This is a genomic window from Pragia fontium DSM 5563 = ATCC 49100, from assembly GCF_900112475.1.
GTDB classification, from domain to species: Bacteria; Pseudomonadota; Gammaproteobacteria; order Enterobacterales; family Enterobacteriaceae; genus Pragia; species Pragia fontium.
Genome location: NZ_FOLW01000001.1, coordinates 226,364 through 238,805, shown reverse-complemented (window position 1 = coordinate 238,805; position 12,442 = coordinate 226,364). Strand labels below are relative to the sequence as shown.

At 48.1% G+C, this 12,442-nt stretch carries 11 protein-coding genes; 6 read left to right on the top strand and 5 right to left on the bottom strand.

Annotated features, from left to right (window positions below; all coding sequences use genetic code 11):
- Positions 1-225: 225 nt before the first annotated feature.
- The 6 genes from dapB (at position 226) to folA (ending at position 7,886) form a co-directional block, all read left to right on the top strand.
- Positions 226-1,044 (top strand): 4-hydroxy-tetrahydrodipicolinate reductase, encoded by an 819-nt coding sequence (gene dapB / locus BMZ28_RS01100; protein WP_074820151.1) that lies wholly within the window; start codon positions 226-228, stop codon positions 1,042-1,044.
- A 485-nt stretch (positions 1,045-1,529) separates the two neighbouring features.
- Positions 1,530-2,678: a glutamine-hydrolyzing carbamoyl-phosphate synthase small subunit gene (carA, locus tag BMZ28_RS01095; protein WP_047780085.1), complete on the top strand. Its 1,149-nt coding sequence runs from the start codon at positions 1,530-1,532 to the stop codon at positions 2,676-2,678.
- 18 nt (positions 2,679-2,696) lie between these two features.
- A complete protein-coding gene (gene carB, locus BMZ28_RS01090; protein ID WP_074820149.1) occupies positions 2,697-5,918 on the top strand; it encodes a carbamoyl-phosphate synthase large subunit in 3,222 nt (1,073 codons plus the stop codon).
- 219 nt (positions 5,919-6,137) lie between these two features.
- Positions 6,138-6,917: a threonine/serine exporter family protein gene (locus BMZ28_RS01085; RefSeq protein WP_114986259.1), complete on the top strand. Its 780-nt coding sequence runs from the start codon at positions 6,138-6,140 to the stop codon at positions 6,915-6,917.
- Positions 6,914-7,378 carry a threonine/serine exporter family protein gene (locus tag BMZ28_RS01080; RefSeq protein ID WP_047780088.1) on the top strand — a complete coding sequence of 155 codons (465 nt, stop codon included), beginning with the start codon at positions 6,914-6,916 and terminating at the stop codon, positions 7,376-7,378. The genes BMZ28_RS01085 and BMZ28_RS01080 overlap by 4 nt, the downstream gene beginning before the upstream one ends.
- 25 nt (positions 7,379-7,403) lie before the next feature.
- Positions 7,404-7,886 (top strand): type 3 dihydrofolate reductase, encoded by a 483-nt coding sequence (gene folA, locus BMZ28_RS01075; RefSeq protein WP_074820147.1) that lies wholly within the window; start codon positions 7,404-7,406, stop codon positions 7,884-7,886.
- A gap of 52 nt (positions 7,887-7,938) precedes the next feature.
- Here the strand turns inward: folA and apaH are convergent, their stop codons facing one another.
- From apaH to surA, 5 genes are all read right to left on the bottom strand, one after another.
- On the bottom strand, positions 7,939-8,772 hold the full coding sequence (apaH, locus tag BMZ28_RS01070) for a bis(5'-nucleosyl)-tetraphosphatase (symmetrical) ApaH (RefSeq protein ID WP_047780090.1): 834 nt from the start codon (positions 8,770-8,772) through the stop codon (positions 7,939-7,941).
- Positions 8,773-8,807: 35 nt separating this feature from the next.
- Complete coding sequence (apaG, locus tag BMZ28_RS01065) at positions 8,808-9,185, bottom strand: Co2+/Mg2+ efflux facilitator ApaG/CorD (RefSeq protein ID WP_047780091.1); 378 nt, start codon at positions 9,183-9,185, stop codon at positions 8,808-8,810.
- Between the two features lie 77 nt (positions 9,186-9,262).
- Positions 9,263-10,072 (bottom strand): 16S rRNA (adenine(1518)-N(6)/adenine(1519)-N(6))-dimethyltransferase RsmA, encoded by an 810-nt coding sequence (gene rsmA, locus BMZ28_RS01060; protein WP_047780092.1) that lies wholly within the window; start codon positions 10,070-10,072, stop codon positions 9,263-9,265.
- A complete protein-coding gene (gene pdxA / locus BMZ28_RS01055) occupies positions 10,065-11,063 on the bottom strand; it encodes a 4-hydroxythreonine-4-phosphate dehydrogenase PdxA (RefSeq protein WP_047780093.1) in 999 nt (332 codons plus the stop codon). The genes rsmA and pdxA overlap by 8 nt, the downstream gene beginning before the upstream one ends.
- Positions 11,050-12,399: a peptidylprolyl isomerase SurA gene (gene surA / locus BMZ28_RS01050; RefSeq protein ID WP_074820144.1), complete on the bottom strand. Its 1,350-nt coding sequence runs from the start codon at positions 12,397-12,399 to the stop codon at positions 11,050-11,052. The genes pdxA and surA overlap by 14 nt, the downstream gene beginning before the upstream one ends.
- Positions 12,400-12,442: the final 43 nt, after the last annotated feature.

Below are 12,442 nucleotides of genomic sequence, written 5' to 3'. Positions count from 1 at the left end.
GTGATAAAACTCTATCTTAGCGACTGCTCTTTTTATCTGTTCCTGTCTGGTTCAGAGCATTGTTACAGATATTGCAGTAGCAAATACATTGGCGGATTTTGATTAGCTTTGCTGTTTTATCATGAATGATTATAAGTAAATAAATTTGTCAGAATTGAAGGTGAACGCTACCCTGATACGTAAAAGGTAGCTTTGCACAATAGAATAAAAATTCAGAGGAAAATTATGACCAATAAGCAGGTTAGGATTGCCATTGCTGGCGCTGGTGGGCGTATGGGGCGTCAGTTGATTCAGGCCGTTCATCAAGCGGATGGCGTAACGCTGGGGGTCGCTTTGGAACGTCCGGGGTCTTCGCTGGTTGGTGTTGATGCCGGAGAACTGGCGGCTATTGGTCAGGTAGGGATTCTTGTAAGCGATAATTTGCAGGCGATCGCTAATGACTTTGATGTATTTATTGATTTCACCCGTCCGGAAGGCACGCTGGAACATATTGCATTCTGTCGTCAGCATCATAAAGCGATGGTGATTGGCACCACCGGTTTTGATGAGGCGGGTAAAGCCGTTATCCAGCAGGCTTCTAAAGAGATTGCTATCGTCTTTGCTGCCAACTTTAGCGTAGGGGTAAATCTGGTGCTTAAGCTACTGGAACAGGCGGCTAAAGTGATGGGCGACTATACTGATATTGAGATTATCGAAGCTCATCATCGGCATAAAGTTGATGCTCCATCAGGTACCGCACTGGCCATGGGCGAAGTTATTGCCGACACCCTCGGCAGGGATTTAAAAACCTGCGCAGTATATGGCCGAGAGGGACATACAGGTGAGCGTGCTCGTGAAACTATTGGGTTTGCTACCCTAAGAGCGGGAGATATTGTGGGTGAACATACCGCCATGTTTGCCGATATTGGTGAGCGTGTGGAAATTACCCATAAGGCCTCCAGTAGAATGACCTTTGCCAATGGTGCAGTAAGGGCGTCCGGATGGATAGTTCAACATAACTCAGGTTTATATAGTATGCGAGATGTTTTATCGCTGAATGATTAATTAATTTTAGTTATCTTAAGGTTAACTTGATTTTCTAATTGAGTTAGCCTTTATTTTTATTTAATTATTCATTTGATTTTAAATGAATTTGTTGTTGGATTTATTTGTTTTAATTACTTCGGTTTATTTTTTGAATTTTATTGGTGTTTTTTTGGTTTTTAATCGTTTTTTTTGTCTTTTAGTCTCATTTTCATCTCCACCTCTCTCCTTTTTGCCCTATATAGCATAAATTTCTATTATGTCTCTTAGTAATCGTTTTCTAATTGAGTTTTACTTGTCTTTTTGGGTGTTAAGTCTCAATTTTCATGCTGGATGGTTAAAATTGTAATAAAAATGTGTATTTTTATAGACAACGGACTATTCGATCATTAAAATGCGCCCAATTTGCCCAAAATATGTCAATAAGACTTTTTTTGTGCTTTTTATCAAGGTATAGTTGTGAATTAATATGCATGTAATGTGACTTTTTATTCTAGGAGGGCGTTTTGAGTAAGACAGCGCTACTGGTTCTTGAAGACGGAACCCAATTTCACGGTCGGGCCATTGGGGCCAACGGAACGGCAATTGGGGAAGTTGTTTTTAATACCTCAATGACCGGTTATCAAGAAATCCTCACTGACCCATCTTATTCCCGCCAAATCGTAACGCTTACCTACCCTCATATCGGCAATGTCGGCACCAATACTTCAGACGAAGAATCCACCATGGTTCACGCTCAGGGGTTGGTTATCCGCGATCTTCCGTTAATTGCCAGCAACTTCCGCAATCAGGAAGGACTGTCCGAATACCTTAAACGTCATAATATTGTCGCTATCGCTGATATCGATACGCGTAAGCTGACCCGTTTATTACGCGAAAAGGGGGCTCAGAATGGCTGCATCATCGTTGGTGATGTGGTTGATGCCCAACTGGCGCTGGAGAAAGCCCGCGCTTTCCCGGGTTTAAAGGGAATGGATCTGGCAAAAGAAGTCACAACAAAAGAAGCATATCACTGGGCTCAGGGAAGCTGGACACTAGAGGGTGATCTACCCGCAGTAACCGATAATAGCGAGCTACCTTATCATGTGGTGGCCTATGACTATGGAGTGAAGCGTAATATTTTAAGAATGCTGGTGGATCGCGGCTGTCGCTTAACGGTTGTTCCGGCGCAGACGCCGGCTGAAGACGTATTGAAGCTCAATCCTGACGGTGTTTTTCTGTCAAACGGCCCGGGAGATCCGGCACCTTGCGACTATGCTATTCAGGCCATTAAACAGCTTTTAGACACGAATATTCCGGTGTTCGGTATCTGTCTGGGGCACCAACTATTGGCGCTGGCCTCTGGTGCACAAACCATCAAGATGAAGTTTGGCCACCACGGCGGTAACCATCCGGTGAAAGACCTGGATGGTAACTGTGTGATGATCACCGCACAAAATCATGGTTTCGCCGTGGATGAAACCACGCTGCCAGCGAATCTACGTCCTACGCATAAATCATTGTTTGACGGCTCTTTACAGGGTATTCATCGCACCGATAAAGCAGCATTCAGTTTTCAAGGGCACCCGGAAGCTAGCCCTGGCCCGCATGATGCGGCACCGCTGTTCGATCATTTTATCGAACTGATTGAATCTTATCGTTCTACCGCTAAATAAATCAGGAGCCCATAAACCATGCCAAAACGTACTGATATTAAAAGCATCCTGATTCTTGGTGCTGGCCCTATTGTGATCGGCCAGGCCTGTGAGTTTGACTATTCCGGTGCTCAGGCGTGTAAAGCGCTGCGGGAAGAAGGGTACCGAGTGATTCTGGTTAACTCCAATCCGGCCACCATCATGACTGACCCTGAAATGGCCGATGCCACCTATATTGAGCCCATTCACTGGGAAGTGGTGCGCAAGATTATCGAAAAAGAGCGTCCGGATGCGGTGCTGCCAACCATGGGCGGACAAACTGCCCTTAACTGTGCCCTTGAACTGGAACGTCAGGGCGTGCTGGCTGAATTTGGCGTGACCATGATTGGAGCCACCGCGGATGCGATTGATAAAGCAGAAGACCGCCAGCGTTTTGACAAGGCAATGAAAAAGATTGGGCTGGATACTGCACGTTCCGGTATCGCCCATAATATGGAGGAAGCTTACGCCGTTGCGGCGGACGTTGGCTTCCCCTGTATTATCCGACCTTCATTCACCATGGGCGGAACCGGCGGCGGGATCGCCTATAACCGCGAAGAGTTTGAAGAAATCTGTGAGCGCGGCTTGGATCTGTCACCCACCAAAGAATTGCTGATTGATGAGTCGCTCATCGGTTGGAAAGAGTATGAAATGGAAGTGGTGCGGGACAAAAATGATAACTGCATTATCGTTTGTTCGATTGAAAACTTCGATGCCATGGGAATTCATACCGGCGACTCGATTACGGTCGCTCCGGCACAAACCCTGACCGATAAAGAGTATCAAATCATGCGTAATGCCTCGATGGCGGTACTGCGTGAAATTGGGGTGGAAACCGGTGGTTCTAACGTGCAGTTTTCTGTCAATCCGAAAAATGGCCGCCTGATTGTTATCGAGATGAACCCTCGGGTGTCCCGATCTTCGGCGCTGGCATCGAAGGCGACAGGTTTCCCGATAGCCAAAATAGCCGCCAAACTAGCGGTAGGCTACACCCTCGATGAACTGATGAATGATATTACCGGTGGTAGAACGCCGGCCTCGTTTGAACCTTCCATTGACTATGTTGTGACTAAAATTCCGCGCTTTAATTTTGAGAAGTTTGCCGGAGCCAACGACCGCTTAACCACGCAAATGAAGTCGGTGGGGGAAGTGATGGCCATTGGTCGCACTCAGCAGGAATCGTTGCAAAAAGCGTTACGCGGTCTGGAGGTTGGCGCGAATGGCTTCGATCCTAAAGTGAATCTGGACGATCCGGATGCACTGACCCGCATTCGCCGTGAACTGAAAGAAGCCGGCGCTGAGCGTATTTGGTACATTGCCGATGCTTTTCGGGCTGGCATGTCCGTTGACGGTGTGTTTAATCTGACTAACGTTGATCGCTGGTTTCTGGTACAGATTGAGGAACTGGTACGCCTGGAAGAAAAGGTGGCCGAACGCGGCATTACCGGTCTGGATGCTGATTTTATGCGCTTGCTAAAACGTAAAGGGTTTGCCGATGCCCGGCTGGCTGAGCTGGTTGGCTTCTCTGAAGCGGAAGTGCGTAAACTGCGTCATAAGTACAATCTGCATCCGGTGTATAAGCGAGTGGATACCTGTGCGGCTGAATTTGCTACGGATACCGCCTACATGTACTCAACGTATGAAGATGAGTGTGAGGCTAACCCGACCAACGATCGGCCAAAAATTATGGTGCTGGGCGGAGGCCCGAACCGTATTGGTCAAGGGATTGAGTTTGACTACTGCTGCGTACATGCTTCGCTGGCGCTGCGTGAAGATGGCTACCAAACCATTATGGTGAACTGTAACCCTGAAACGGTTTCCACCGACTATGACACCTCCGACCGTCTCTACTTTGAACCGGTGACTCTGGAAGATGTGCTGGAGATTGTGCGATTAGAACAGCCTACCGGCGTTATCGTGCAATACGGCGGGCAGACGCCACTGAAGCTGGCTCGCGCATTGGAAGCGGCTGGTGTACCGATTATTGGCACCTCTCCGGACGCGATTGACCGGGCTGAAGACCGTGAACGTTTCCAGCAGGCGGTGCACCGACTAGGACTAAAACAACCGGCTAACGCCACGGTATCAACCATTGAAATGGCGGTGGATAAAGCGGTTGGTATCGGTTATCCGCTGGTGGTACGCCCTTCCTACGTGTTAGGGGGCAGGGCGATGGAAATTGTCTATGATGAGATGGATTTGCGCCGTTACTTCCAAAACGCGGTAAGCGTGTCTAACGATGCACCGGTATTGTTGGACCATTTTCTGGATGATGCCATTGAAGTGGACGTTGACGCCATCTGTGATGGTGAAAGAGTTCTGATTGGCGGCATTATGGAGCATATCGAACAAGCTGGCGTGCATTCCGGTGACTCCGCTTGTTCTCTGCCTGCTTATACTCTGAGTCAAGAGATTCAGGATGAAATGCGCCGCCAGGTTGAGAAGCTGGCTTTTGAGCTGTGCGTTAGAGGATTAATGAACGTCCAGTTTGCAGTAAAACAGAATGACGTTTATCTGATTGAGGTTAACCCGAGAGCAGCGCGTACCGTGCCTTTCGTCTCTAAAGCCACCGGAGTGCAGTTGGCGAAAGTCGCCGCACGGGTGATGGCCGGTAAATCTCTGGCGGAGCAGGGAATAACTAAAGAAGTGATCCCGCCTTACTACTCGGTAAAAGAAGTGGTGCTACCGTTTAATAAATTTCAGGGAGTAGACCCGATTCTGGGGCCAGAAATGCGCTCCACCGGTGAAGTGATGGGAGTGGGTCGTAGTTTCGCTGAAGCCTTTGCCAAAGCGATGTTAGGCAGCAGCCCGAATCGTATTCCCCGTGGACGCGCATTACTGTCGGTGCGTGAAGGCGATAAATCCAGAGTGGTGGATCTGGCGGCTAAACTGCTGAAGCAGGGTTTCGAACTGGATGCTACCCACGGTACAGCGATTGTGCTGGGGGAGGCGGGTATTAATCCACGCTTGGTTAACAAGGTGCATGAAGGTCGTCCGCATATTCAGGATCGCATTAAAAACGGTGAGTATAACTATATCGTTAATACCACTGAAGGCCGTCAAGCGATTGAAGACTCCAAACTGATTCGCCGCAGTGCGCTACAGTACAAAGTGCACTATGACACCACCTTGAACGGCGGCTTTGCCACCACCATGGCAATGAACGCGGATGCCACAGAGAAGGTGATTTCAGTACAGGAAATGCATCAAATGTTGAAGTGATAAGGATTGGTGTTGTCACTGCTTAAACCCACAAATGGTTTTTTATTTGTGGGTTTTTCCTTTTCCTGACCAGCATCAATAAAACCCTAATCCTCAATAGCGGGCATTTGAAGCGGGTTAAAATTAAGTGTTATTCTAGTCGGCGTTTTGTAATATCGTGGTTGACGGTAGGGTTCTGACCGTTGTCCCCTTTCTCTGATTCGCTCAGGTAAAAATAACGTGGAATCTGATAAAATTCATCAGCGCCAGCGAGAAATTACTCGCTTGTGTATCCAATGTGCTTTGCTACTGTTACAGCACGGAGCAGAGAGCATGTTGGTGGAGCAACTCGCTCAACGGCTCGGTAAAGCGCTCGGGGTGGATGAGGTGGAAAGTTCGCTGTCGGCTAATGCAATTGTGTTGAGCACTATCTATAAAGGCCACTGCGTTACCTCTACCCGTAAAAATATCGATCGCGGCATAAATATGCATGTTGTGACGGAAGTTCAGCGTATTGTTATTCTGACCGAGCACCGTTTATTAGACATCGATGACGTTCAGAAACGACTCAATAATATTAAGCCGTTGCGCTATCCGCGTTGGTTAATGGTACTGATGGTCGGGTTATCCTGTGCCAGTTTCTGTAAACTGGCTGGTGGTGACTGGGATGCGGTGCTGGTAACCTTATTGGCCAGCGGTCTGGCAATGTACGTCCGCCAGATTCTAACCTCACTACAGATGAATCCATTAATTAACTTTTTTGCCACCGCGTTTGTGGCGACCACGGTCGCCGGCTGGCTGGTGAACTGGATGAATATTCCGAGCGCCTCCGTTGCAATGGCCTCCAGCGTACTACTGTTAGTTCCCGGTTTCCCGCTAATTAATTCCGTCTCGGATATGTTTAAAGGCCATATAAATATGGGGATTGCCCGCTGGGTGATGGCCAGCCTGTTAACGCTATCGACCTGTATTGGTGTAGTGGTGGCGATGGCCATTTGGGGTTTCAGGAGCTGGCTATGAGTTTTATCATGATGCTAGTCGGCAAGATGTGTCTGGCTGCAATACCGGCAGTTGGCTTTGCGTTGGTATTTAATGTACCGGTTAAGGCCTTAAAGTATTGTGCTTTGCTGGGGGCAATTGGTTACGGCACAAGAACCATTCTGATGTATTACCAGTTTCCTCTGGAATGGAGTACATTACTCACCACTATTTTGATTGGCAGCATTGGTATTAGCTGGTCGCGTCGTTTTTTGGCACACCCTAAAGTGTTTACCGTTGCCGCCGTTATTCCGATGTTTCCCGGCGTTTTTGCCTATAAGGCAATGATCGCGCTGGTTGAGATTTCGCATAAGGGTTACTCTCCGGAACTGTTGGAAACCCTGATTACCTATTTTCTTCGGGCATCGTTTATTGTTGGTGCTTTATCGATTGGGCTGTCTTTGCCCGCACTTTGGCTCTATCGCCGCAGACCCAGCGTGTAATGGCAACGTTTAGCAGGATAATTTGATGATAATTAGTTTAATTGCCGCCATGGCGGCCAACCGGGTGATTGGTGCTGATAACGCTATGCCATGGCATCTTCCCGCCGATCTGGCTTGGTTTAAGCAAAATACTTTAAATAAGCCGATTATTATGGGACGCAATACCTATGAATCGATAGGGCGGCCGTTACCCGGCAGATTGAATATTGTGATTAGCCGTCAGCCGCAAACCGATGAGCGGGTTACTTGGGTGACTTCGTTAGAACAGGCGATTGAAGCCGCTGGTCAGGTTGATGAAGTGATGATTATTGGCGGTGGACGGGTTTATCAGCAGGCTTTATCTTGTGCTGACCGACTGTATCTAACCCACATTGATGCCGAATTGCAGGGGGATACCCATTTTCCTGACTATCAGCAATACGCATGGCGTCAAACATTTTCTCAGCAACATCCTGCCGATGAACGTAATCAGTATGATTATCGGTTTGAGATTTTGCAGCGTTCGTAAGAGCCAATAAATCCGGTATTTATCATGGATAGATACCGGGTCGCATCGGCAGTTAGTTATCCAGTTCGGCTATTTGAGCTAATGAATCTTGCTGAAAGTAGCGCTTATCTTCCCATCTCAGCATAGTCAGTTTACCTCCCCAGCAGCATCCGGTATCCAATGCATAAATACCTTCTGGAGTTCCTTGGCCTTCCAGTGACGCCCAGTGACCGAAGGCAATGGAATAGTGCTCTGTTACTGAACCCGGTAAATCAAACCAGGGTTTTAACGGTGCCGGTGCTTTCTTGGGAACGTCTTTGCAAATCATATCCAGACAGCCGTTGGGATAGCAAAAGCGCATTCTGGTTAGGGCATTAGTGGCATAGCGTAATCTCGGCAGCCCTGACAGCTCATCGTTCCAGCAGTTGGGTAAATCACCGTACATTGAATCAAGAAACAGTGGATAACTATCGCTGGAGAGAATGGACTCCACCTCCCGAGCACAGCGTTTAGCGGTTTCAATTGTCCACTGTGGGCTGATTCCGGCATGTCCCATCACCAGCGCTTTTTCTTCATCAACCTGAAGGACTGGCTGACGGCGTAGCCAGTTAATTAATTCGTCACAGTCAGGGGCTTCAAGTAACGGCGTTAGGTTATCTTTTGGTTTATTGCGACTGATACCGGCGTAAATGGCCAGCAGGTGAAGGTCATGATTGCCCAGTACAAGACGAGCGGAGTCCCCTAATGAACGCACATAGCGCAGGACTTGTAGTGAGTCAGGCCCGCGAGCAACTAAATCGCCGGTCAACCAGAGGGTATCGACGGTGGGGTTAAAATCGGCCTGAGCCAGAAGGGCCTGTAATTCGTTAAAGCAGCCGTGAACATCACCAACTAAAAGTGTAGCCATAGACAGGAACTAGCCTTTTTATTATTCAATATTGATCAGTGAATCAGCGATGGAATCGCCAGACGAAACACTGGAATCACAATTTGGAATGGCTGCCCCAAATGATCGATCATATTGTAGTGGCCTTCCATTGTCCCCAGCGGTGTTTCCAGAATAGCACCGCTGGTGTACTGATATTCACTGCCGGCGGCAATAATCGGTTGTTCACCGATTACGCCTTCGCCCTGAACTTCAGTATGTTTACCATTTGCATTGGTAATTAACCAATAACGTCCCAGCAGTTGAACCTGTTCTCGCCCCAGATTGCGTACTGTCATGGTATAAGCAAAGACAAAGCGCTCTTCATCCGGCAAAGATTGGGTTTCAACATAGAAACTTTGTGCCTGAATAAAAATCCGGGGTTTGTTGATCATGGTACAACTCCTGTTCAGCCTCCGGTCTTATACACTTTATCTTTCAAGCTGCCTGAACGTATCTTGAATGACTTAGTTTATATACCCTTGGTTGATAACCAATTCGCCATTTTACAATATAGCTCAACGGAGATATTTTCTGCCCGCATGTTCAAATCTAAACCTAAGTCAGTAAGCTGTTCAGCGGTGAACAGATGACCCAGGCTATTGCGGATAGTTTTTCGCCGTTGGTTAAATGCCTCAGTGGTCAGACGGCTTAAGATGCGGATGTCTTCCACAGGATAAGGAATATTATCGTGTGGAATCAGCCGTACGACTGCCGAATCAACTTTTGGTGCCGGGCGGAATGCCGTTGGCGGCACTTCCAGCACTGGAATCACTCGGCAATAATATTGCGCCATCACGCTTAATCGGCCATAAGCCTTGCTGTTAGGCCCGGCAACCAGTCGGTTAACCACTTCTTTCTGCAACATAAAATGCATATCGCTGATAGCATTAGTATAGCTGAAAAGGTGGAACATCAGCGGCGTTGAGATGTTATAAGGCAGGTTGCCAAACACTCTTAACGGCTGGCCGATTTCTTTGGCCAGCGCAGCGAAATCAAAGGTCATTGCATCTTGCTGGTAAATCGTTAGCTTATCTTTCAGCTTCGGGTTTACTTCCAGACGGGCGGCCAAATCCCGATCCAGTTCAATTACCGTCATATGATCCAAGCGCTCAGCTACGGGTTCGGTTAACGCGGCTAAACCTGGGCCAATCTCCAGCATTGCCTGACCCGGCTGAGGGTGAATGGCGGATACGATACTGTCGATCACATAGGGATCGCTTAAAAAGTTTTGCCCAAAACGCTTACGGGCGAAGTGGCCTTGGTGAACACGATTATTCATTACGATTATTTATCATTTTAATAGCAAGATTGAGCGCTACGGTAAAACTGCCCACATCGGCGTTTCCTGTAGCAGCAAGGTCCAGCGCCGTACCATGGTCGACAGAGGTCCGGATAAAAGGCAGCCCCAGCGTGATATTCACCGCTCGGCCAAACCCTTGATATTTCAATACCGGTAATCCCTGATCGTGATACATGGCTAATACTGCATCAGCATGCTGTAAGTATTTGGGCTGGAATAGGGTATCGGCAGGCAATGGACCAACTAAGTGGATCCCTTGCTGACGTAATTTCTCCAGCGTAGGGGAGATAGTGTCTATCTCCTCATGTCCCATATGCCCGCCTTCGCCAGCATGAGGGTTAAGTCCGCAAACATAAATTTGTGGTTGGTGGATACCAAACTTGGTTTGCAGGTCATGATGTAAAATAGTGATGGTTTCCGTCAGGCTCTGTGGCGTAATCGCAGCGGAAACTTGTGATAACGGCAAATGGGTGGTCACCAGCGCAACCCGTAACTCTTCCGTCGCCAGCATCATAACCACACGTGGTCGCTGGCTTCTTTCGGCAAAAAATTCGGTATGACCGCTAAATGTATGGCCGGCATCATTAATAATACCTTTATGCACCGGACCGGTTATCAATGCGGCGAATTCACCGTTTAAACAACCGTCGCAGGCGCGAGCCAGAGTCTCTATCACATATTGCCCGTTTTTTATTTCAAGCTGACCCGGTTTGACCGGTGCTTTTACAGGAACGGGAAGAATAGTGAGTGAGCCTTTTTCCTGAGCGCGCGGCGGCTGTAAGGGATCGTAGCTGCGCAATTGTAAAGGCAGCCCAAGTAGGGCTGCTCTTTGCTGTAGTAAGTCAGGATCTGCACAGGTCACTAACTCAACCGGCCAAGCCTGCTGAGCTAACTGAACCGTTAAATCGGGGCCGATACCAGCCGGTTCACCCGGTGTGATAACGACCCGCTGGGGATTACTGACCATCATTGCCGCTGTTATTCATAATCTTAACGTAAGCACTGGCGCGAATTTCTTGCATCCAGCTTGGCACTTCTTCAGAGAACTTACGGTTGAAAATCATGCGGTAAGCGCGATCTTTCTGGGCCACATCAGTTTTATCAACCTGACGGGTATCCAGCAACTGAATCAGATGCCAGCCAAAGGAAGAGTGTACCGGCGCGCTGGTTTCATTTTTCTGCAAACGCATTAAAGCATCGCGGAAAGCGGGATCGTAAGCTTCAGGTGATGACCAACCCAAGTCGCCGCCTTGTTGGGCTGAACCTGGATCTTCAGAGTATTTACGCGCCATTTCTTTAAAATCAGCTTTACCACTGCGGATATCGGCGGCAATAGATTCTATTTTGGCTCTGGCCTGATCATCCGTCAGGACAATCGATGGCTTAATCAGAATATGACGGGCGTTGACTTCCATTACGGAAATGGCTTTTTGCTCACCGCGAATATCGTTAACTTTCAAAATATGGAAGCCGACGTTGGAGCGAATAGGCCCAACAATGCTGCCTTTTTTCGAGGTTTGTAGTTCATTGGCAAAAATGGATGGTAGTTCCTGCATTTTACCCCAGCCCATCTTGCCGCCTTGCAGCGCCTGAGGATCGGCTGAATAGGTTACCGCCATCTTGCCGAAGTCGGCGCCAGCTTTCAGCTGCTCAACTAAACCCGTGGCTAACTCGCCAGCCTTATTCATCTGATCCTGCGTTGGGTTTTCTGGCAGAGGAATCAGGATATGGCTTAAGTTAAGTTCAGCACTGCCGCTAAGCTGATTAGAGATTTGGTTAGCCAGCGTGTCGACTTCCTGAGGTAACACCGTGACGCGACGGCGTACTTCATTACTACGCACTTCGCTTAACAGCATCTCTTTACGGATTTGCTCACGATAGCGGTTGTAGTTGATACCTTCAGTAGCAAGGCGACTTTTAAGCTGGGCAACGCTCATGCGGTTTTGTTGAGCGATATCAGCAATGCCTCGGTCAAGCTGCGCTTCATCAATTTTAATACCCATTGATGTGCCTAACTGACTGATAATGCTGTCCATTATCAGTCGTTCAGTAATCTGGGTGCGCAGGGTTTTGTCATCCGGCAACTGCTGTCCTGCCCGACGGGCATTGCTTTTAACCGAAGACATCAAATTATTGACGTCGCTTTCCAATACCACGCCATTGTTGACGATAGCGGCGACGCTATCAACATGTTGCCCTTGAGGTGCAGCAAGAGCGGTATGCGATGCTAAAGACATTGATGCGAGCGATGCGCAGATCGCTAAACTTGCGGTCAGCGATCTCCAGTTTTTCATTACTTTTTTCATATAGTCCATCCGCTTTTGGCGGTTTAGGGTAAAAATTTTACTA

Coding starts and splice junctions, on each gene's coding strand:
- dapB (WP_074820151.1), top strand. CDS start 226: ATGACCAATAAGCAGGTTAGGATTGCCATTGCTGGCGCTGGTGGGCGT.
- carB (WP_074820149.1), top strand. CDS start 2,697: ATGCCAAAACGTACTGATATTAAAAGCATCCTGATTCTTGGTGCTGGC.
- BMZ28_RS01080 (WP_047780088.1), top strand. CDS start 6,914: ATGAGTTTTATCATGATGCTAGTCGGCAAGATGTGTCTGGCTGCAATA.
- folA (WP_074820147.1), top strand. CDS start 7,404: ATGATAATTAGTTTAATTGCCGCCATGGCGGCCAACCGGGTGATTGGT.
- apaH (WP_047780090.1), bottom strand. CDS start 8,772: ATGGCTACACTTTTAGTTGGTGATGTTCACGGCTGCTTTAACGAATTA.
- apaG (WP_047780091.1), bottom strand. CDS start 9,185: ATGATCAACAAACCCCGGATTTTTATTCAGGCACAAAGTTTCTATGTT.
- rsmA (WP_047780092.1), bottom strand. CDS start 10,072: ATGAATAATCGTGTTCACCAAGGCCACTTCGCCCGTAAGCGTTTTGGG.
- pdxA (WP_047780093.1), bottom strand. CDS start 11,063: ATGATGGTCAGTAATCCCCAGCGGGTCGTTATCACACCGGGTGAACCG.
- surA (WP_074820144.1), bottom strand. CDS start 12,399: ATGAAAAAAGTAATGAAAAACTGGAGATCGCTGACCGCAAGTTTAGCG.